The 20167-nt window shown below is 74.0% G+C and carries 17 protein-coding genes and 1 pseudogene; 10 read left to right on the top strand and 8 right to left on the bottom strand.

Annotated elements, in window-relative coordinates; genetic code table 11:
• The first annotated feature begins 3 nt into the window (after nucleotides 1-3).
• A complete protein-coding gene (locus tag ACRAKJ_RS18040) occupies nucleotides 4-744 on the top strand; it encodes a zf-HC2 domain-containing protein (protein ID WP_438924545.1) in 741 nt (246 codons plus the stop codon).
• On the opposite strand, the gene ACRAKJ_RS18035 is transcribed toward ACRAKJ_RS18040, so the two are convergent.
• The 3 genes from ACRAKJ_RS18035 to ACRAKJ_RS18025 are packed head-to-tail and all read right to left on the bottom strand — an operon-like array spanning nucleotide 745 to nucleotide 5045.
• Nucleotides 745-1785 carry a hypothetical protein gene (locus ACRAKJ_RS18035; RefSeq protein ID WP_438924546.1) on the bottom strand — a complete coding sequence of 347 codons (1041 nt, stop codon included), beginning with the start codon at nucleotides 1783-1785 and terminating at the stop codon, nucleotides 745-747.
• Between the two features lie 39 nt (nucleotides 1786-1824).
• Entirely contained in the window at nucleotides 1825-2499 is a 675-nt protein-coding gene (locus ACRAKJ_RS18030; RefSeq protein ID WP_438924547.1) for a response regulator, read from the bottom strand.
• Complete coding sequence (locus tag ACRAKJ_RS18025; protein ID WP_438924548.1) at nucleotides 2496-5045, bottom strand: DUF4118 domain-containing protein; 2550 nt, start codon at nucleotides 5043-5045, stop codon at nucleotides 2496-2498. Before ACRAKJ_RS18025 ends, ACRAKJ_RS18030 begins: the two co-directional genes overlap by 4 nt.
• A gap of 315 nt (nucleotides 5046-5360) precedes the next feature.
• On the opposite strand from ACRAKJ_RS18025, the gene ACRAKJ_RS18020 reads away from it, so the two are divergent.
• The 7 genes and pseudogenes from ACRAKJ_RS18020 (at nucleotide 5361) to ACRAKJ_RS17990 (ending at nucleotide 13022) form a co-directional block, all read left to right on the top strand.
• On the top strand, nucleotides 5361-6356 hold the full coding sequence (locus ACRAKJ_RS18020) for a hypothetical protein (RefSeq protein ID WP_438924549.1): 996 nt from the start codon (nucleotides 5361-5363) through the stop codon (nucleotides 6354-6356).
• On the top strand, nucleotides 6353-7180 hold the full coding sequence (locus ACRAKJ_RS18015) for a hypothetical protein (protein WP_438924550.1): 828 nt from the start codon (nucleotides 6353-6355) through the stop codon (nucleotides 7178-7180). Before ACRAKJ_RS18020 ends, ACRAKJ_RS18015 begins: the two co-directional genes overlap by 4 nt.
• 118 nt (nucleotides 7181-7298) lie before the next feature.
• Entirely contained in the window at nucleotides 7299-8990 is a 1692-nt protein-coding gene (locus ACRAKJ_RS18010; protein WP_438924551.1) for a PHP domain-containing protein, read from the top strand.
• Nucleotides 8990-9529, top strand: coding sequence for a hypothetical protein (locus tag ACRAKJ_RS18005; protein ID WP_438924552.1), 540 nt, complete (start codon nucleotides 8990-8992; stop codon nucleotides 9527-9529). The genes ACRAKJ_RS18010 and ACRAKJ_RS18005 overlap by 1 nt, the downstream gene beginning before the upstream one ends.
• A gap of 28 nt (nucleotides 9530-9557) precedes the next feature.
• Nucleotides 9558-9710, top strand: a pseudogene (locus ACRAKJ_RS18000) (FAD-dependent monooxygenase); the annotation flags it as partial.
• Nucleotides 9711-9906: 196 nt separating this feature from the next.
• A complete protein-coding gene (locus ACRAKJ_RS17995) occupies nucleotides 9907-10716 on the top strand; it encodes an FAD-dependent monooxygenase (protein ID WP_438924553.1) in 810 nt (269 codons plus the stop codon).
• A 203-nt stretch (nucleotides 10717-10919) separates the two neighbouring features.
• Nucleotides 10920-13022: a choice-of-anchor P family protein gene (locus ACRAKJ_RS17990; protein WP_447009044.1), complete on the top strand. Its 2103-nt coding sequence runs from the start codon at nucleotides 10920-10922 to the stop codon at nucleotides 13020-13022.
• A 109-nt stretch (nucleotides 13023-13131) separates the two neighbouring features.
• On the opposite strand, the gene ACRAKJ_RS17985 is transcribed toward ACRAKJ_RS17990, so the two are convergent.
• Together ACRAKJ_RS17985 and ACRAKJ_RS17980 are read right to left on the bottom strand one after the other, a co-directional pair.
• Nucleotides 13132-14697, bottom strand: a complete 1566-nt coding sequence (locus ACRAKJ_RS17985) for an MFS transporter (RefSeq protein WP_438927040.1) — start codon at nucleotides 14695-14697, stop codon at nucleotides 13132-13134.
• Complete coding sequence (locus ACRAKJ_RS17980; RefSeq protein WP_438927039.1) at nucleotides 14694-15170, bottom strand: MarR family transcriptional regulator; 477 nt, start codon at nucleotides 15168-15170, stop codon at nucleotides 14694-14696. Before ACRAKJ_RS17980 ends, ACRAKJ_RS17985 begins: the two co-directional genes overlap by 4 nt.
• Before the next feature lie 99 nt (nucleotides 15171-15269).
• Between ACRAKJ_RS17980 and ACRAKJ_RS17975 the strand changes: the two genes are divergently transcribed.
• Complete coding sequence (locus ACRAKJ_RS17975) at nucleotides 15270-15815, top strand: TetR family transcriptional regulator (RefSeq protein ID WP_438927038.1); 546 nt, start codon at nucleotides 15270-15272, stop codon at nucleotides 15813-15815.
• A gap of 125 nt (nucleotides 15816-15940) precedes the next feature.
• On the top strand, nucleotides 15941-17194 hold the full coding sequence (locus ACRAKJ_RS17970; protein ID WP_447009043.1) for a cytochrome P450: 1254 nt from the start codon (nucleotides 15941-15943) through the stop codon (nucleotides 17192-17194).
• On the opposite strand, the gene ACRAKJ_RS17965 is transcribed toward ACRAKJ_RS17970, so the two are convergent.
• From ACRAKJ_RS17965 to ACRAKJ_RS17955, 3 genes are all read right to left on the bottom strand, one after another.
• The gene (locus ACRAKJ_RS17965) at nucleotides 17191-17775 is read right to left on the bottom strand and encodes a TetR/AcrR family transcriptional regulator (RefSeq protein ID WP_447009042.1); all 585 of its coding nucleotides are present in this window, start codon (nucleotides 17773-17775) and stop codon (nucleotides 17191-17193) included. The two genes, ACRAKJ_RS17970 and ACRAKJ_RS17965, sit on opposite strands and share 4 nt — an antisense overlap.
• Nucleotides 17776-17836: 61 nt before the next feature.
• Entirely contained in the window at nucleotides 17837-19330 is a 1494-nt protein-coding gene (locus ACRAKJ_RS17960; RefSeq protein ID WP_438925773.1) for an MFS transporter, read from the bottom strand.
• A 120-nt stretch (nucleotides 19331-19450) separates the two neighbouring features.
• Nucleotides 19451-20062 carry an acyl-CoA-like ligand-binding transcription factor gene (locus ACRAKJ_RS17955; RefSeq protein ID WP_438925753.1) on the bottom strand — a complete coding sequence of 204 codons (612 nt, stop codon included), beginning with the start codon at nucleotides 20060-20062 and terminating at the stop codon, nucleotides 19451-19453.
• Nucleotides 20063-20167 lie beyond the last annotated feature (105 nt).

Below are 20167 nucleotides of genomic sequence, written 5' to 3'. Positions count from 1 at the left end.
GTCGTGGACTGCGACACCTGCCGCGAAGCCCTGTCCGCCCGCCTGGACGGGGAGGCGGAGCCGGCGCCCGCCGCCGAGACCGACGCGCACCTGGCGGGCTGCGCGGCGTGCCGGGCGTGGCAGGACCGCGCCGCGGCCCTGACCAGGTCGCTGCGCCTGCGCCCGGCGACGGCCACGCCCGACCTCGTGGACGCCGTCGTGGCCGCCGCGCCCCCGGTCGTGCGCACGAGGGGCTGGTACCCGCGCGCCGCCCTGGCCGGCGTCGCGGTCGCGCAGCTGACCCTGGGCCTGGCGCAGGTGCTGGGCACGAGCACCGCGGCGGCCCGGGCGGCGGGCCACGGCATCCACGACTCGACGGGCGTCCACCTGTTCAACGAGAGCACCGCGTGGAACCTGGCGCTGGGCCTGGGCCTGCTGTGGGCGGCCCTGCGCCCCCGCGCGGCCATCGGCCTGCTCCCCGTGGTGGCCGCGTTCGTCGCCGTCCTGGCCGCCTTCTCCACCCGCGACCTGATCACCGGCCAGGCCACCGCGACCCGCGTGACGTCGCACGCCATCCTCGTCCTGGGCCTCGCCCTGCTCCTGCTGGTCCACCGCACCCACCGCCGCCCGGACGGCACCGACAGCACGACCCCGCTCCCGACCGCGACTCCGACCGACGGGGCCGCCCCCGCCACCCCGCGCGCCGACCCGGACCCACCGCACCACCCGCGCCTGAGGCCGGTCAGCCACCACCGGGCCGCCTGATCAACCCCGCTCCCCGAACGACCGCCGGAGGTCGAGCTCCTGACGGGCGACGGCGGCCACCGCGGCCCGGTCGGTACCGGGCCGCAACCCCGAGACCAGGTCCTCCACCTCGGTCAGGGCCGCCGACACGGCGTCGAGGTCGGCCGCCGGCAGCTCCCGCGCCGCGGTCGCGAGCGCGATACCGGCGTGGTAGGCGATGAACGGCTGGTCACCGCCGAAGCGCCGGGCCAGCCACGCCACGTGCCGAACGTCGGGCACCACCTGGAGCGCACAGGCGGCGGCCAACCTCCTGCCGCCCGAGTCACTGGCCGTCGTCAGCTCGGCGAGCAGCGGGAACGTCGATCGCGCCATCGTCCGCAGGGTGGAGGCGATCACCTCCATGCGCACGGTGCGCGCCGAACCACCGGGCATGGTCGCGCGCACCCGGTCGTACTCCGCCGCCACCGAGGCCACCAGCTCACGGGCGACGGCGAGGTTCGCGGGCAACACGACTGCGGCGGGCGCGGACGTGCCGCGCAGCATCCTGCCGAGCACGTGGACCAAGTCGAGGCGCAGCTTGTCCGCGAACCGGGCGCGGTCGTCGTAGACGCCGACCAGGCCGAGCTGCTCCAGTTCACGCCTGAACGCGCGGACGGCGGCCCACTGCGCCTCGTCGGGGCCGTCGACCGGCGCCTCGCAGAAGTAGAACAGGATGTGCGCGGGTCGGCGACGGGCCCGCCACCCCGTGTGGGCGGCCCGAAACTCGTGCTCCGTGCCCGATCCGGCGCTCCAGGTCGGCGTGCCGAACCGACTCCACATCATGCCGATGAAAAGGTCGAACTCGGTACCGAGCTGCTCGTCCACCACGCCTTGCGGGTGGCCCGCCAGGTCGGGGTGGGTGTGGGTCTCCCAGCGGATCAGTTCCAACCGGATCTCCCGGTCGACCACCAGGAGGCCCAGGACGGCGTTCAACTCCTCTACCACCCGGCCGCACTGCTCGCGTTCGTCCTGCACGTCCCCCGGCGAGGAGACGAAGATCCTGATCCTGCGCGACGACGTCACCCCGGGACCGTAGGCCACCGGGCCGGCCAGCGGCGCGCCTCACGGTCGGAAGCGGTAGCCGTGGCCCGGGGCGGTGAGGAGGTGGCGGGGGTGGGCGGGGTCCGGTTCCAGCTTGCGGCGCAGTTGGGCCAGGTACACGCGCAGGTAGTGCGTCGCGTCGGTGTGGTTCGGGCCCCACACGCGCGCCAGCAGGTCGTGGGCGCTGACCGGCTCGCCGGCGGCGCGCACCAGGACCTCCAGCAGGCCCCACTCGGTGGGTGTCAGGTGCACCTCGCCGCCGTCGCGGTGGATCTTCTTCGCGGCCAGGTCGACGGTGAACGACGCGGTCAGCACGGGCGGTTCGCCGGACGGGCGCCGGGCCGAGCGCCGGACGGCGGCGCGCACCCGGGCCAGGAACTCCTCCGTCCCGAACGGCTTGGTGACGTAGTCGTCGGCACCCGCGTCGAGGGCGCGCACCTTGGCCGCGGAGTCGAGCCGGGCGGACAGCACGACGATCGGCACGGTGCTGGTGCGGCGCACCTCGGCGATCACGTCGACGCCGTCCGCGTCGGGTAAGCCCAGGTCCAGGACGACGAGGTCGGGCCGCAGCGCGCACTCCCGCAGCGCGCCCGCCCCGTCGGCGGCGGTCCGCACGTCGTAGCCGTGCGCGCCCAGGGTGATCCGCAGCGCCCGCAGGAGCTGCGCGTCGTCGTCGACGACGAGGACGGTGGTCACGACGCGGTGGGCAGCGAGACGACGATGGTCAGCCCGCCACCGGGGGTGTCCTCGGCGGTGATGGTGCCGCCCATGGCCTCGGTGAAGCCCTTGGCGACGCTCAGCCCCAGCCCGACGCCGGGGGTGGCGTCGCGGTCGCCGAGCCGCTGGAACGGCGCGAACACCGCGTCCGCCGTGTTCTTCGGCAGCCCTTGGCCGTGGTCGACGACGCGCAGCTCCACCCGGTCGTGGTGGGCGCTGGCGCGCACGGCGACCTCGGGTTCGTCGAGCGCGATCGTGCCGTCGCCGTCCACGTCGACCGCCCGGCGCGGGGTGAGCCTGCCGTGCCGCAGGGCGTTGTCCACGACGTTGGCCACGACGCGCTCCAGCAGGCCGAGGTCGGCGCGCACGGCGGGCAGCTCCTCCCCCACGTCGACCGACACGGTCCGGCGCTCGTCGATGCCCGCCAGGGCGCGCGCCACGACCTCGTCGAACGTGACGGCGCGCAGCTGCGGCACGACCGCGCCGGTGGCCAGGCGGGACGAGTCGAGCAGGTTGTCGATCAGCCCGGTGAGCCGGTCGGCGGACACCTCGACGGTCTCCAGCAGCTCGGCGGTGTCCTGCGCGGACAGCCTCAGCTCGGCGTCGCGCAGGCTGCCGACGGCGGCCTTGATCGAGGTCAGCGGTGTGCGCAGGTCGTGCCCGACGGCCGACAGCAGGGCGGTGCGCAGCTCGGTGGTCTCGGCCCGCCGCTGGGCCTCGGCGGTCTCGGCGGCCATCCGCTGCTGCCGCAGCGCCATCAGCGCCTGCCCGGCGGCGGCCTCCAGGGCGCGCTGGTCGCCGGCGGGCAGGGTGCGCCCGCGCAGGGCCAGGTGCACGTCGGCGGTGACCGGCACGTCCACGTCCGCCTCGTCGGGTTCGTCGCACGGCTCGGGCCCGACGCACGCCACGCGCTCCCACCCGCCGTCGCGGCGCTCCAGCAGCGCCACGGACTCCAGCCCGAAGTTCTCGCGCACCTTCTCCAGCAGCCGCGCCAGCGGGTACGGGCTGGTCAGCACGGTGCGGGCGTAGGAGGCGAGCAGCGCGGCCTCGGTGCGGGCCCGCGCGCCCTGCTCGCCCAACCGCGCCGCCCGGTCCACGACCAGCGCGACCAGTACGCCCACCAGCAGCATCGCGACGAGCGTGACCAGGTTCTCCGGGGTGGCCACGGCGAGGCTGTAGCGGGGCGCGGTGAAGAAGAAGTTGAGCAGCCCGGCCCCGAGCAGCGCCGCGCCGACCGCCGGCCCGACGCCGCCCACCAGCGCGACCACGACGGTGGCGAGGAAGTAGCCGACGACGTCGGTGGACACCGTCAGCCCGTCGCCCCACAGCAGGTCCAGGCCGGTCATCGCGGCCGGCAGGAGGAGCGCGAGCACCCACCCCAGCAGCGTGCGGGACCGGCTCAGCGCGGTGCCCGCCGCCCGGCGCCGGCGTCCGCGGCGCGCCTCGTCGTGCGTGACCATGTGCACGTCGATGGGCCCGGACGCCTGCACGACGGCCGAGCCGATGCCCTCGTCGACCACGCGGGCCAGCCGCGAGCGGCGCGAGGTGCCCAGCACCAGCTGGGTGGCGTTGACGCCGCGGGCGAACTCCAGCAGCGCGGTCGGCACGTCGTCGCCCACCACGGTGTGGAACGTCGCCCCGAGGTCCTCGGCGGTGCGCCGGGCCCCGCCCACCGAGCGGGGTGACGCGCCGGCCAGCCCGTCGCCGCGCAGGACGTGCACGACCAGCAGGTCGGCCCCGGCGCGCAGCGCGATGCGGCGGGCGCGCCGGATGAGGGTCTCGCTCTCCGGTCCGCCGCTGATCGCCACGACGACGCGTTCGCGGGCCTCCCAGGTATCGGTGATGCGCTGCTCGCTGCGGTAGCGCTGCAGCGCCACGTCGACCTGGTCCGCGACCCACAGCAGCGCCAGCTCGCGCAGCGCGGTGAGGTTGCCGACCCGGAAGTAGTTGCCGAGCGCGGCGTCGATCTTGTGCGCGGCGTAGACGTTGCCGTGCGCCAGCCGGCGGCGCAGCGCCTCCGGGGTCAGGTCGACCAGCTCGACCTGCTCGGCGCGGCGCACGACCTCGTCGGGCACGGTCTCGCGCTGCTCGACACCGGTGATGCGCGCGACCACGTCGTTGAGCGACTCCAGGTGCTGCACGTTGACCGTGGACAGCACGTCGACGCCCGCGTCGAGCAGCTCCTCCACGTCCTGCCACCGCTTGGCGTTGCGCGAGCCGGGCGCGTTGGTGTGCGCCAGCTCGTCCACCACCGCCACCTCGGGCGCGCGGGCCAGCACCCCGTCCACGTCCAGCTCGGCCAGCTCGACCCCCCGGTGCGCGACCACCCGCAGCGGCAGCCGCTCCAGCCCGTCGAGCAGGGCCGCGGTCTTCTCCCGGCCGTGGGTCTCGACCAGCCCGACGACCACGTCGGTGCCCCGCTCGGCGCGCCGGTGCGCCTCCCCGAGCATCGCGAACGTCTTGCCGACACCGGGCGCGGCCCCGAGGTAGATCCGCAGCTCACCGCGCTTGCGCTTGCTGTCCACGCCCCCAGTCTGCTCCCGGTCCCGAACGCCACCTCGACGAGCCGGCCCGAATGCAGCCGGGCCCACCAGTGGTGCGCGGAGAGGTGGCGCATTCCGGCATGATGGCGGAATGCGTTCGGCGGCGACGACACCGCGACCCGTCCGAGGATCATTCGGATTCCGGTGTGCGGTGGTCGGCTGTTCGCTGTCGTCCATTTCTCCGGTTCGACACCCCTGGGGGATTCCGTGGAGCCAAGCGCGTTAGCCGCTTTCGCGTTCGAAGTGCTCAACTCGCGGGGAACGCTCAGATCGGCCCGGGTGCACCTGCACGACGTCGTGGAACTGAGACTCGCGAATTCCCCGGACGCCGCCGCGCCGTGGGCCGAATTCGCGCGCGACGGCCGGGTGTCGCCTGAACTCCTCGCCGTTCTCGCGGTCGCGCTGCGGGACGATGAGCGCTTCGCGGCGAAGGTCGGGGAGCTGGCGAACCGCGCTGCGTGGCGCAAGCGGCTGGTGCCGCGGCGCGACGTGGTGCTCGCCATCGCGGGCGTGGTCGGGGGCGGCCTGGCGGCGGGGGTCGTCAGCCGGCTGGTCAACCCGTCGATCGAGCCGGTCGCGCAGGACGAGGTCACCCGGGCGGAGCAGGCCAAGGCGCGCGCCAAGGGCGTCCTCGGCGTGAAGGCCGTGCCTCAGGTCCGCGCGGACGACGCGTTCGGGTGGGCGTTCGCCGATCCCCTGTCGGACGTCCAGGTGCGGGACATGCTGGCGGTGTCCGGCGAACCCGCCCTGGGCCCGCTCACCGCGACCGCACACCCCGTCTACATCGCGCACCACTACTGGGGCGAGTCGTACAACTTCACCAGGCTGAGGATGACGGTCGTCAACCACTGGCCGAAGCCGGTGCTGATCACCGACATCAGGGCCAAGGTGAAGCGGTCGGCCCCGCTGTCGGGGGCACTGGCGTGGGCCGGCGCGCAAGGCGGTGTCGAAGTGATCGACCTCGCCTTCGACCTGGAGGAGGACGACCCCCAGGCGCGGGTCACCAACGACGATGGCACCCTCGGCGACCCGTGGACGTACGGCGAGAACGTGCAACTGGAACCCGGTCAGACCCAACCGTTCAACGTCGTCGGGCGCGTCACGAAGTCGTACTGCGAGTGGTACCCGGAAATCCACGCCGAGATCGACGGGCAGAAGCAGACCTTCGAGGTGAAGGACGAGGGCGCGCCGTTCGCCACGACGGCTTTCGCGGACCACTACCGGCAGCGCTTCGGGTACCAGGTCAACGGCGGCACCTGGGTCGAGCGCGGCGAGGGCGGGATGTTCCGTTGAAAAGGCGCACGCGCGGAACGGTCGTGCTGGCCACCGGGTTCGTCGTGGGGCTCCTCGTGGGGCTCGCGGTGCTGTGGGAGACGCGGTCGGCGGTGCCAACGCCGGAGCCCTCCACCGGGTGGAGCCCGGTACCCGCCCAGGAGCCGGAGATCGAGGTGGCCGTCGTGGTCGGCGGGCGCGGTGTCGACGAAGGGTGGGTGCTGCTGGCGCCGGAGGCGCTCGCCAGGTCGACGCCGCCCGACGACGTGGTGGACTGCCCCGGCCTCCAGGCGTGGGCGCTGCGGGAGGGCGCGCTGCCCGCCGGCGTCGCGGAGCACACCATCACGTTGTCGGCGAACTACAGCACAACCGTCGAGAGCGTGCACGTACGCGTGTCGCCCGATCCCGCGCCGTACCGGGAAGCCGGGGGTGGGCCCCCCAAGGTCCGATTGGCCTGCCTGCCCCGCCCCGGCGCACAACTGCCGTTTCCCGATCACGACTCGATGCGGCTCAGTGTCCACGACGAGCGGTCGGGCCAACGGTCGACGGTACTGTCCGGACCGCACGAGGTGACGCCCCGGTCCCCGGCTGAGCTGGGCGTAGCCGTGGACCTCACCGGCACATCGGGGCCATACGCCTACCGCGTCGAGGTGGGCATCACGGAGGGGAACGAGTTCCGCGAGGTGCCGGTGAACGGAGGCGGCCCGTTGTTCGCCACCGAGGACGGCGGCGGGATGGGCTACTGGCCGGCGACCGCCACGTGGACGATGAGCCCCACCCGTACCCACAGCTACTGCGGCGCCGTGGAGAACCCCGCCCCGGACGAGGAACCCGTGTGCTCCTGAGCCGGGACGGCGGAAGTGTTCACCCGGAGTTCGACGGTGCGCACCACCGGAACACGTGGCCGACTCACGATACTTCGCTGCGCCGCCGCATGTCCGGGTCAGATCGGAGCACCGCCCCATGTCGCACCACCACCACGGCCACGACCACGAGCACCACCACGAGGAGGCCGACGGGAGCTGGCGCGACGACCGCGACGACCGTCCCCTCTCCGTGGCGCGGCGCGGGTTCCTGGCCGGGCTCGGTGCGGCCGGGATCGCGACCGCGGTCGGCGCGACGCCCGCGCACGCGCACGACGACCGCCCGGCACGCCCGGTCAACCCGTGGGGCGGGCGGGACCGCTGGTACGCGGGCGACCACCACATCCACACCAAGTACTCGTCCGACGGGCAGTACGAGGTGGCGCAGCAGGTCGCGAAGGCCCGGCAGCACGGGCTGGACTGGGTCGTCATCACCGACCACGGCGGGGTGGCGCACGAGAAGTTCTCGATCGACCAGGTGACGCCGGACATCGAGAGGGCGCGCCGCTCGCACCGGGACGTCCTGGTGTACCAGGGCCTGGAGTGGAACATCCCGGGCGCGGAGCACGCCACCGTGTTCCTGCCGCCGGGCCGCTCGACGGTGGACATCCTGCGCGCCTTCGAGGCCGCCTACGACGGTGGCGTGCTGTCCACCCCGGCGGCGCAGGGCGGCAGAGGGCTGATCGCCCGCTCGACGAGCGCGGACGGCGAGCCGTACGCGCTGGCGGCGCTGCGGTACCTGGAGGCGCAGGTGCTGTCCGGCCGCACGGAAATCGCGCTGATGTTCGCCAACCACCCGGCGCGGCGCGGCGTGGACAGCCCGCACGAGATCCGCGGCTGGCGGGACGCGGCGCCGGACGTGGCGGTCGGCATGGAGGGCGCGCCCGGCCACCAGGCGGCGGGCATCGGCACGGCGAACGGCGGGCGCGGCGGTGCCCGGGGCTACTACGACGGCTCGCCGAACCAGGACAGCTTCCCCGGCTTCGCCCCCACGGCGACCGAGAACCCGTACCGCACGTACGGCGGCTTCGACTGGATGACCGCGAAGGTCGGCGGGCTGTGGGACTCGCTGCTCGCCGAGGGCCGGCCGTGGTGGGTCACCGCGACTTCCGACGCCCACCAGGTGCACCAGGACACGTTCAAGCCGGGTCCCGGCGACCACAACACCACCGGCAGCAAGGGCGCCCCTGTCGACACCGGCGTCGAGCAGGTCAACGGCGACTACTTCCCCGGTTTCTACAGCTCCACGCTGGTCGGCGCGAACTCCAAGTCCTACGTGGACGTCATGCGGGGCATGCAGGGCGGCAAGGTCGTCGCCGTGCACGGCCGGATCATCGACGGCCTCAACGTGCGGGTCCGCTCGCTCGGCGAGGGCGACAACCGGGGCGTCACGATCGGCGGTCGCACGTTCGTGCGGCGCGGTGACGACGTCGAGGTCGTCGTCGAGGTGGACCTGGCGCGGGGCGCGAACTTCGGCGGCGTGGTGCCGCGGCTGGCGAAGGTCGACCTGGTCGCGGGTCCGGTCACCGGCCCGGCGGCCGACCGCGACGCGTTCAGCGCGCCGCTGACGAAGGTCGTGAAGACCTTCGAGGTGGCCCGGACGGCACGCGGCACGGTGAAGTTCACGCACGTGTTCCGCAAGGTCGACGGCGCGTTCTACCTGCGGCTGCGCGGGTCGGACGGCAACCGGCTGACCCCCGACGGCAACCCCGTCATGGATGTGATCGGCGACGCCGACCCGTGGTCGGACCTGTGGTTCTACGCGAACCCGGTCTTCGTCGACGTCATCTGATGACCGGCCGGCCCGCGCGCGGCTGGGTCGGCGCCGTGCCCGTGCTCCCCGACGGGCACGGCGCGGCCCACCTGGACGCGCTGGTCCTCGCCGCGATCCCGGGCGCGGACCTCGTGTTCACCCACGTCGACCACCGAGGACCGGTCGCGGTCACCGCGGTCTCGGCGCACGTCACCGGTGACCCGGTGGCGGAGCTGCTGGGCGCGCCGGTGTCCACACCGGACTCCCCCGACTCACCCGGCGCACGCGCGGCCGTCGGTGCGCGTGACCGCACCGACGGTCGCTGCATCCGCTTCCCGGGCCAGGAGGTGCTGATCGGCACGCACCCGGCGGCCGAGGTCGTGGCCCGTTCGGCGATCGACCGGGTCGTGGGCATCGGCGTGCCGGTGGGACCGGCCGACCCGGTGGAGACGCTGGGTTTCCTGCGCCCGGTGTGCCGGGACGGCGAACTGGTGCTGCTCGTGGAACCGGCGGTGGGCGGGGTGCTGCGGCCAGCGGAGTCGGAGAACCCGCACGAGTGCTGCGGCGGCGCGCACTGACCTCCGGGCCCGGTCGGGTGAGGGGGTCGTGGAGGTCCGGTGGAGGTGTCGTGCGGCCGGCGGCCCGACCAGGGCGGCGGGGCTGGCGTCGGGCGGCGTGGAAGACGTGGACGTCCTCGTCGTCGGCGCCGGGGTCGCGGGCCTGGAGACCGCGCGGCTGCTCGCGCTCCAGGGGGTCGACGTGCTGGTGTGCGAACGCCGCGGGCGGCTCGACACCGGTATCCGGACCACGGGCATCTTCGTGCGGCGGGCGCTGGAGGACTTCGCCCTGCCGGAGGACCACCTCGGACCGGCGGTGCGGCGCGTGCTGCTGCACCCGCCGTCGCTGCGCGCGCCGGTCGAGCCGGTCAGCGCGCGACGAGTTCCGCGTCGCCGACATGGCCGGGGTCTGCGCGCAGGCGCTCACCCGCGCGGTCGAGGCCGGCGCGCGGGTGAGCCTGGGCGTGCCGTACCCGGTGAACGAGGTCAGGGCGCGCTTCACCGTCGGGGCCGACGGGGCGCGCTCGACGGTGGCGCGCCGGCTGGGGCTCGACACCAACCGGTGGATGACCATCGGCGTCGAGGAGGTGTCCCCGGTCGCCGGTAGCACGTCCCCGTCGACGTTCCACTGCGTGTTCGACCCGCGGCTCGCGCCGGGTTACCTCGCGTGGGTCGTCGACGACGGCGAGCAGGCGCACGTCGGCCTGGCCGGGCTGCCCGACCGGCTCGTCGCGCCGCTCCCCGGGCTGCTGCGCGCGTTCCGCGACCGGTTCCCCGGCGTGCCCGCGCCCGCCGGGCCGGTGCGCCGCCGGGGCGGGCCGATCCCGGTCGGCGGCGTGCTGCGCCGGATCGCCTGCCCCGGGGGCCTGCTCGTCGGCGACGCGGCCGGCGCGGTGTCCCCGCTGACCGCCGGCGGCCTGGACCCGTGCCTGCGCATGGCCGGGCCGGCCGCCGCCGTCACCGGCGACCACCTGCGCACCGGCGACGCCTCGGTGCTGCGCCACTACGCCGGCGCGGCGCTGCGCGCCCGGTTCCGCACCCGGCTCCTGCTGCGCGGGCTGCTGTCCCGGCTGCGCGAACCGGCCGTGGCCGAGTCCGCGTTCACGGTGCTGCGCACGCCGCTCGGGCGGACGGTGGCGGCCCGCCTCCTGTTCGGCGACGGGTCGTTCCCGGACACCCGCCTCGGCCCCCGGGCGAGGCGGTCGTGAACGGGCTGGGGCTGCGGTCCACCCGCGGTGGGCTCTCCGCAGGGATGTCACCCACCGGATAGAGCACAGTGTGACGGCCGACCGGGCGAGGTCGCCCGACAGGTTGTCACTCACTAGGACGGAGCAGTAACTCAGCGCACACGCCTTTCGACATTCCCCTAGGGGCACGACGGCGTGCCACCCTGAGGAAGGGCGTGAGGACGTTGAGGAAGAGACAGACGGCAGCGGTATCGCTGGTCGCCGTCGTGGCGGTGGTCGCGAGCGGTGCGCAGGCCCTGGCCGTGGACGGCAACCTGCCCGGCGGCACGAGCATCTCGGTGGACGTCGCGAGCCCCGCGCCCGGCACGGTCGTGCCTCAGGGGCCCGTCACGGTGACCGGCACGGCGGCGGTGGGCACGGGCGTCCCGGTGAAGGACACCGCGCTGACCTACGTGGTGGACGTGTCCGGCAGCACGGCCGCGCAGTGCGGGGGGGCAACGATCCTGGACTGCGAGAAGACCGCCGTGGCCAACCTCAACGCGATCGCCGCGGCACCCGACAGCGTGGTCGGCGACGTCGGCGCGGTCGTGTTCGGCTCGAGCGCGGCGACCGTGGACGTCCGGCCCGCCGCCGGCGACCAGCTGCTGACCACCCCCGCCGCCGACGAGAACGGCAACGGCACCCGCGACGTCCAGGAGGCGGTGAGCTCGGCGTTCGCCGGCGGCGTCGCCCAGTTCACCGCCAAGAGCTTCCCCAGCGGCACGAGCTTCGTGCCCGCCGTGCAGTCGGCGACGACCGTCACCGACGCCCAGTCGCAGAACCGCAAGGTCGTGCTGTTCCTGTCCGACGGCTTCGCCTCCGGCGACGTCACCGGCGTGGCGGGCGCGGTGCCCGCGAACGTCGACTACTTCACCTTCGCCGTCGGCCCCGGCTCCGCGTGCAACGGCGGTGACTACAACGCGAGCCTCCAGGCCATCGCCGACCTCACCGGCGGCACGTGCACCGCGGTGCCCGACCCGGCGAACCTGCCGGGCGTCGTGCCGGGCGTCATCGCCTCCCGGCTGACCGACCTCACGCTCACCGTGAACGGCGGCTCGCCCACGGCCGTCACGAACGTCTCCCCCGCCCTGCCGCAGACCGGTCCCGCGCAGGTGTCCTACAGCGCCACCACCGGTGTCCTCACCTCCGGCACGTACCAGCTGTGCGTGACCGCGCGCGGCACCGACGGCGGTGGGCCGGGCACCGTCACCGACTGCACGGACGTGATCGTCAACGACCCGCCGACCGTGCTGCCGGGCGGGCCGTACGCCGGGCAGGAGGGCACGCCTGTCGGCGTCGCCGGCACCGCCACCGACCCCGACGGCCCGTCGCTGACGACGTCGTGGACCGCGACCCCGCTGTCCGGCGTGGACCCCGGGGCGACGTGCGCCTTCGCCGCGCCGTCGAACCCGACCACCACGATCACCTGCGACGACGACGGCGTGTGGACGCTCACCCTCACCGCGTCCGACGGCCTCAACGCGCCCGTCGTGGCGACGACCACGCTGACCCTGACCAATGTCGCGCCGCAGGTGTCGATCAGCTCCCCGGCCGACGGCACGCTCGTGCTGCGCGGCGCGCCGATCACCGTGACCGCGCCGTTCACCGACATCGCGATGCACGACACGCACACCTGCACCGTGGACTTCGCCGACGGCGCCGCGCCGGCGGTGGGCACGGTCGCGCAGGGCGCCGGGTCGGGCACGTGCACCGCGACCCACGCCTACACCGGCGTCGGCGCGCACACCGTGCTGGTCACGGTGACCGACGACGACGGTGGCCGGGCGACCGCGACGGTCCGGCTCGTGTCGCACGTCCGCGCCGAGGCGTGGGGCATCAGCGCCTCCGGCTTGGTCGCGGTGGCGAAGACGCCGCACGCCACGTGCCCGCCGTCGTCGGACCGGACGACCGCGACGGTGACCGTGCCCGGCCTGGCGTCGGTGCAGGCGCTGCACGCCGACTGCTCCCCCGACCCGACCACCGGGCGCACCGACGCGGGTGCGGAGATCTCCTCGGCGAGCCTGCTGGGCGGCGCGGTCACCGTGTCCGACCTGGAGGTGAGCTGCCTCGCCACCGAGGAGGGCCTGAGCACCGGGTCGCGCGTGGGCTCGCTCAACGGCCGACCGATCGGCACCGGTCCGGCCACCGTGGGCATCCCGGGCGTGGCGACCGTGCACCTGAACCAGGAGGTCGTCGGGCCGAACGGGCAGCTCGCGCGGTACGCCGTGCGGGTGGTCACGCTGCTGGGCCAGGAGATCGTCCTGTCCGGCTGCCGGATGGGCTTCTGACCGGCCCCCGACGCGGCACCGCGCCCGACCGTGCGGAACGGTCGGGCGCGGTGCGGTGCGGCGCGGCGCGGTCCGGCGAGGCGGTGCCGTGGAGCCGGGTAGGGCGGGGTCACGCGACGGGCGCGGCCTCCTGCTTCACCTCGGCGATGTCGAGGCTGCTGCGCAGCTTCACGGGCTTGAGCAGCAGGGCCGCGACGACGCCCACGACGCCGATGGCCGCCGAGATGAGGAAGATGTGCCCGGTGGCGTCGCCGTAGGCGGCGCGCACGATGTGCTGCACGGCGTCCGGCAGGGCGGCGATGTTGAGGCTGCCGCCGCCACCACCGGCGGCCGGGATGCCCGCCGCGGTCAGGTCGCGGGTGATGGCCTCCTCGACCCGGCGCGCCAGCACGGCGCCCAGGACGGACACGCCGATCGTGCCGCCGAGCGAGCGGAAGAACGCGACGGTCGAGCTGGCCGCGCCGATGTCCTTGAGCGGCACGGTGTTCTGCACCGCGAGCACGAGGTTCTGCATGGTCATGCCGACCCCGATGCCGACCAGCAGCATCGCGCCGCCCACCAGCACCAGCGAGGTCTCGTGGTCGATCTGGCCGAGCGCCAGGAACCCGAGGACCAGCGCGACCGCGCCCGTCACGATGTAGGGCTTGACGTTGCCGGTCTTGGTGATGAGCCGGCCGGCGATGATCGAGGAGCCGAGCACGCCCGCCATCATCGGGATGGTCAGCAGGCCCGCCTCGGTGGGCGTGTAGCCGCGGCCGATCTGGAAGTACTGGCCGAGGAACACCGCGCCGCCGAACATCGCCATGCCGACCGCGAGGCTGCCCAGGATGGCCAGCGCCGTGGTGCGCTGCTTGACGATCCCGAGCGGCACGACCGGCTCCGCGGCCCGCGCCTCGACGGCCACGGCCGCGCCCAGCAGCACGACCGACCCGCCGACCATGGCGAAGGTCTCCCACGACAGCCAGGCGAACGAGGAGTCGACGAACGAGATCCAGACGAGCAGCACGCTCACGCCGGCCGCGATCAGGGCCGCGCCCAGGTAGTCGATCTTCACGTTCTCGCGCCGGGCCGTCTGCACCTTCAGGGTGGCCTGGAGCACGAACAGGGCGATCACCGCGACGGGCACGCCGATGAAGAAGCACCAGCGCCAGCCGAGCCACGACGTGTCCACGATGAGGCCGCCCAGCAGCGGGCCGCCGACGGTGGCCAGCGCCATGACGCCGCCGAGGTAGCCGTTGTACCGGCCACGCTCGCGCGGCGGGATCATCGCCGCGATCACGACCTGCACGAGGGCCTGGAGGCCGCCGACGCCGATGCCCTGGAACGCGCGGGCGGCGATGAGCTGGCCGGCGCTCTGCGCGAAGCCGGACACGATCGAGCCCAGGATGAACAGGACGATGGCGGCCTGCACGAGTGACTTCTTGTTGAACAGGTCAGCGAGCTTGCCCCAGATCGGGGTGGTGGCGGTCGCGGTGAGCAGCGTCGCGGTGACGACCCAGGTGTACTGGGTCTGCGAGCCTTCGAGCGCGCCGATGATCTGCGGCAGCGCCGTCGAGACGACGGTGCCGCTGAGCATCGCGACGAACAGCACCAGCAGGAGGCCGCTGAGGGCTTCCATCACCTGCCGGTGGCTCATCGCACCGGTACCGGTGCTCGTGGTGGCGGGTGCGCTCATCGCGCGGCCTCCCAGGTGGAGCTCAAGGCTCCTTCGACGTTGGTGGTCAGGCGCCCGAGCGCGGACGTCAGCGCCTCGACCTCTTCGGGGGTCCAGTCGGCAAGCGCGCGGCCGAACAGCTCGTCGTACCAGCTCCGGGCCTCGTCGAGCGCGGCCCGGCCGCGGTCGGTGACGACGAGGATGCTGGCGCGGCCGTCGGCGGGGTCGGCCCTGCGCTCGACCAGGCCGTGGGCCACGAGGGCGGCGACCGCCCGGCTGACCGTGGACGGGTCGAGGCCCGCCCGGATCGCCAGCTCCTTCGCGTGGCACCCGGTGGGCTCGCCCTGGCCACCGGCCCGGGCGATGAGCGTCAGGGTGCCGAGCAGCCCGCTGGGGACCGACCGGTGGCGCTCGGAGCCGAGCTGCTTGACCAGGCGCACGACCTTCATCAGGTCGCGCAGCCGGGCCTCCAGCTCCTGCACGACGACGTCCACGTCGGCCTCCCTCCGCATTGCTTGCCACATACAAGTATTCACCAAACTTGCGCGTTGTGCAAGTTTGCCCAGTGGGCACTTTCGGTAGGCTCGGTCGTGATGGACGGTCTGCGGGAGCGCAAGAAGTCGGCCACGCGCCTGGCCCTGCACGAGGCGGCGCTGCGGCTGGCGCTGGAGCACGGCCCCGACCGGGTGACGGTCGAGGCGATCGCGGACGCCGCCTCGGTGTCCCGGCGCACGTTCTCCAACTACTTCGCCGGCAAGGAGGAGGCGATCTTCTACGGCGACCTGCTCCGTCTGCGCCACCTGGTGGACCTGGTCCGGGCCCAGGCGCCCGCCCCGCCGCGCGCGGTCCTGGCCAGGGCGGCGGCGGACCTCGTCGGCGAGGGCTTCGACCCGGTCTGGCTGACCAGGCGGCGCGAGCTGGGCGGGCACCCGAGCCTGGTCGCGCACCAGGTCGCGACCTACGCCGTGGTCGAGCGCGACCTCGTCGCGGAACTGCTCCGCCGGTCCGGCGACGACGACGTGCTGCGCGCCCGCGTGCTCGCCGCGACGTTCCTGGCCGCCCTGCGCGCCGCCACGCAGCACTGGCTGGAGCACCCGGACCGGCCGCCGGCCGACGTGGTGGCCGAAGCGCTCGCCTGACCGCGCGGGCGCGTGGCAAAAATATTGCACGTCGTGCACGTCTTGGTACGGTGGGTGACCACGACGCCGAACGACGACGCCGAACGACGACCCGGCCGCGTGCCGGGCCGGGGACGGACCAGGCGATGACCACCGCTTCCCAGGACCGACGCCCGAGCAACCCCCGCACGGCCCTGCGCCTGCCGCGCGAGCTGACCGACCGCGTGAGCGGGCCGTTCGACCCGCCGGACGCCCTCGTCCGGCTGAGCGGCGAGGGCCCGGTGCACCGGGTCACGATGCTCGACGGCGACCCGGCGTGGCTGGTGACCGGCCACGAGGAGTCCCGCGCGCTGCTCGCCGACCCGCGGCTGAGCTCCGACCGGTTCCGCAGCGAGCGGATGCTGGCCAAGCTGCCCCCGGCGCTGCGCGCCCGGATGACCGACCCGCGCCTGCGCGCGGGCAACTTCATCACCGCGGACCCACCCGAGCACACCCGCTACCGCAGGCTGCTGACCGGCCAGTTCACCGTGCGGCGGATGCGGCAGCTCACCCCGCGCGTCGAGCGGATCGTCACCGACCACCTCGACGCGATGCGCGCCGCCGGGCCGGTCGCCGACCTGGTGGGCGCGTTCGCGCTGCCCGTGCCGTCGCTGGTGATCTGCGAGCTGCTGGGCGTCGAGTACGCCGACCGCGCCGAGTTCCAGGAACGCAGCGCGACCCTGCTGCGGCTCGACGCGGCGGTGGACGACGTCGTGCGCGCCGCCGAGGCGCTGCGGGCGTTCATGCACGGGTTGATCCGGGCCAAGCGGGCGGAGCCGACCGACGACCTGCTGTCCGGGCTGATCGGGGCCGACCCGACGCTCACCGACGACGAGCTGGCCAACATCGCGAACCTGCTGCTCGTCGCGGGCCACGAGACGACCGCGAACATGCTGGCGCTCGGCACGTTCGCGCTGCTGGAGCACCCCGACCAGCTCGCCGCGCTGCGCGCCGACCCGTCACTCGTGCCGGGCGCGGTGGAGGAGCTGCTGCGCTACCTGTCGATCGTGCACCTCGGCATCACCCGCACCGCGGTGGAGGACGTCGAGGTCGCCGGCGAGGTGATCCCGGCCGACGCGACCGTGGTGCTGTCGGTGGTGGCGGGCAACCGCGACCCGGCGGTCTACCCCTCCCCCGCGTCGCTGGACGTGACCCGGCCGCGCGGCCCGCACCTGGCGTTCGGGCACGGCGTGCACCAGTGCCTGGGCCAGCAGCTGGCCCGGGTCGAGATGACCGTCGGGTTCACCGAGCTGCTCCGCGCCCTGCCCGACCTGCGGCTGGCCGTGCCGCCCGACGAGGTGCCGCTGCGCGGCGACATGCTCGTCTACGGCGTGCACTCGTTGCCCGTGACCTGGGGTTAGACCCGCGCGAACCCGGCGGCGAGCCGGTCGATCATGATCCCGATCAGGTCGGCCAGCTCGGGCCGGTCGGCGGCGTCGAGCCACCAGCCGACGGTCACCCGCAGGGTCGCCATCACGGCCGCCGCGAACATCACCGGGTAGAGGTCGGTCTCGGGGTCGACGCCGACCCGCGCCGCGACGACGGCCGCGAGCTCCCGCTCCTCGGCCGCGAACGCCGCGATCTGGTGCGGGAGCAGCGCGGGCGTGCGGCGCAGCACCCGCAGCTGGGCGACGCGGTCGGGGTCGATGCGCTCCGGCACGACGTCGACCAGCGCGGCGCGCAGCGCCACCAGCACGTCCTCGTCCGCCGGGCGGTCGGCGAAGGCCCGGACGAACGCGGCGGCGGTCGCCACGTCACCGGCGACCACGGCCTCTTCCTTGGACGAGAAGTAGTTGAAGAACGTGCGCAGCGACACGCCCGCCTCGTGCGCGACCCGCTCGACGGTCACCGCGTCCAGCCCGTGCGCCACGCACAACCGCAGCGCGGCGTCGGCCAGCGCGGTGCGGGTGGCCTGCTTCTTGCGTTCCCTCAGCCCGGTCACGCGGGAAGTCTCGCACTGGTCCGGGCCGCGCCACCGCGGCGGCGCGGCCCGGACCGCGCGCTCAGTGCCCGCCGCCCGCCATCTCGGCGGCCAGGCGCTCGTCGCCGCTCATGGTCTTGAGCGGCTTCTCCTTCACGAACAGCACCGCCACCAGGGCGAGCAGGGCGATCGGGGCGCCGATCAGGAACAGCTCGGCGGTCGCGGTCGCGTAGATGTCGCGCACGATCGCGCGCACCGGCTCGGGCAGCAGGGTCAGGTCGGGCACCTCGGAGCCGCCCGAACCGCCGGCCACCGGGCCGAGCTTCTCCGTGCTCAGCGTCTCCACCCGGGTGGCGAGGACCGCGCCGAGCGCGCTCACGCCGATCGAGCCGCCCAGCGAGCGGAAGAACGTCAGGGTCGACGTCGTCGCGCCCAGGTCCTTGGCGGGCACGTCGTTCTGCGCCGCCAGCACCAGGTTCTGCATCAGCAGGCCGACGCCGACGCCGAGCACGGCCATGTGCACGCTGACCGTGAACACGGTCGTGTTCGCGTCGATGGTGGCCAGCAGCAGCATCCCCGCCACCATGATCGCGCCGCCGGCGACCAGGAAGACCTTCCACCTGCCCCACTTGGTGATCAGGTTGCCCGCGACGGTGGAGGACACCAGCAGGCCGAAGATCATCGGCAGGCTCATCAGGCCCGCCTGCGTCGGCGTCTTGCCCATGCCGATCTGGAAGTACTGCGACAGGAACACAGTGCCGCCGAACATCGCCACGCCGACCAGGGCGCTGGCGAGCGTGGTGAGCGCGACCGTGCGGTTGGTGAAGATCGTCAGCGGCACGATCGGGTCGGGCACCCGCGACTCCACCCACACCGCGAGGACCAGCAGCCCCACGCCGACCGCGACGAGCAGGGCGGTCCAGCCGGAGGCCCACTCGAACTGGTGGCCGGCCAGCGTGGACCACACCAGCAGGGTGGACACGCCGCCCACGATCAGCGCCGCGCCGAGGTAGTCGACCTTGACCTCCTTGCGGACCACCGGCAGGCGCAGGGTGCGCTGGAGCAGGATGATCGAGGCCAGGGTGAACGGCACGCCGATGAAGAAGCACCAGCGCCAGCCCAGCCACGAGGTGTCGACCAGCACGCCGCCGATGAGCGGGCCGGCGACGGTGCCGACGCCGAACACGGCGCCGAAGATGCCCGCGTAGCGGCCCATCTCGCGCGGCGGGATCATCGCGGCCATCACGATGGTGGCCAGCGCGGTCATGCCGCCCGCGCCGAGGCCCTGCACGACGCGGCTCGCGATCAGCACCTCGACGTTCGGGGAGAACCCGGCGATCAGGGAGCCGACGACGAACAGGCCGAGCGAGAGCTGGATGAGCAGCTTGCGGCTGTAGAGGTCGGCGAGCTTGCCCCACAGCGGCACGGTGGCCGTCATGGCGAGCAGCTCGGTGGTGACGACCCACGTGTAGACGGACTGCGAGCCGTGCAGGTCGGCGATGATGCGCGGCAGGGCGTTCGACACGACGGTGGAGGCCAGGATCGACACGAACATGCCGAGCATCAGGCCGGACATGGCTTGCAGGACGTCCCGGCGCGAGTGCGCGCCGGTCCCCCCGCTGTCGGTGCCGGCCGCGTGGCCGGCGTCGGTTTCGGTGGACATGATCCCCCCGGGTTCTTCGGTCAGGTCTTCGGGTCAGCCCCGCGGCGGGTTCGCCAGGCCCGCGGCGAGCAGGTCCATCGCCTCGGTGAACACCTCGTGCAGCGGCGTCGGCTCGTCGAGGCACGACCAGCGGGCGACGGCCACCCGGAACGCGGCGCCGGTCGCCGCGCCGAGCAGCAGCGGGTAGGTGTCGTTCGCGGGCAGGCCGACGCGTTCGGCGACGGCCTCGACGACCTCGCGCTCGACCGCCTCCCCGCCGGCGAGCACCTTGGCCAGCAGCACGGGGTGCTGCTGCACGACGCGCATCCTCCGCAGCCAGAACTCGCGGTCGACGGCCAGTTCGGCGGCGATCTCGGCGAGCAGCGCCTCGCGCACCGCCCCGGCGGCGGACAGCTCCGCCGGCTGGGCGAGCACCCGCGCCCGGATGCGCGATCCCGCCTCCGGGTCGGGGCCGAGGACGGCTTCTTCCTTGGTGGCGAAGTAGTTGAAGAAGGTGCGCGGCGACACGTCCGCGGCGGCGCTGACGTCCTCGACCGTGACGTGGTCGAGGCCGTGCCGCGCGACGAGGTCGACGGCGGCGCGGCTGAGCGCGTCCCGGGTCTGCCGCTTCTTGCGGTCGCGGAGCCCTTCGGCGTGGACGGTCACTCGAACAGGCTAGAGAAAAAGATGCACTGACTGCAACTTTGCAGCGACTGCACCTTTGTGACGCGGCTCTCCCGCGCCGCCGCGCGTCACCCGTACGCGCGACAG

This window comes from Saccharothrix sp. DSM 118769 (assembly GCF_052936295.1).
Note: the sequence above shows the minus strand (reverse complement) of the source record. Positions and strands in the feature narration are given on the sequence as shown.

Bases quoted from the DNA above. Each gene is read 5' to 3' on its own strand.
- ACRAKJ_RS18010 (WP_438924551.1), top strand. From the start codon at position 7,299: ATGTCGCACCACCACCACGGCCACGACCACGAGCACCACCACGAGGAG.
- ACRAKJ_RS18005 (WP_438924552.1), top strand. From the start codon at position 8,990: ATGACCGGCCGGCCCGCGCGCGGCTGGGTCGGCGCCGTGCCCGTGCTC.
- ACRAKJ_RS17995 (WP_438924553.1), top strand. From the start codon at position 9,907: ATGGCCGGGGTCTGCGCGCAGGCGCTCACCCGCGCGGTCGAGGCCGGC.
- ACRAKJ_RS17985 (WP_438927040.1), bottom strand. From the start codon at position 14,697: ATGAGCGCACCCGCCACCACGAGCACCGGTACCGGTGCGATGAGCCAC.
- ACRAKJ_RS17975 (WP_438927038.1), top strand. From the start codon at position 15,270: ATGGACGGTCTGCGGGAGCGCAAGAAGTCGGCCACGCGCCTGGCCCTG.
- ACRAKJ_RS17970 (WP_447009043.1), top strand. From the start codon at position 15,941: ATGACCACCGCTTCCCAGGACCGACGCCCGAGCAACCCCCGCACGGCC.
- ACRAKJ_RS17960 (WP_438925773.1), bottom strand. From the start codon at position 19,330: ATGTCCGGCCTGATGCTCGGCATGTTCGTGTCGATCCTGGCCTCCACC.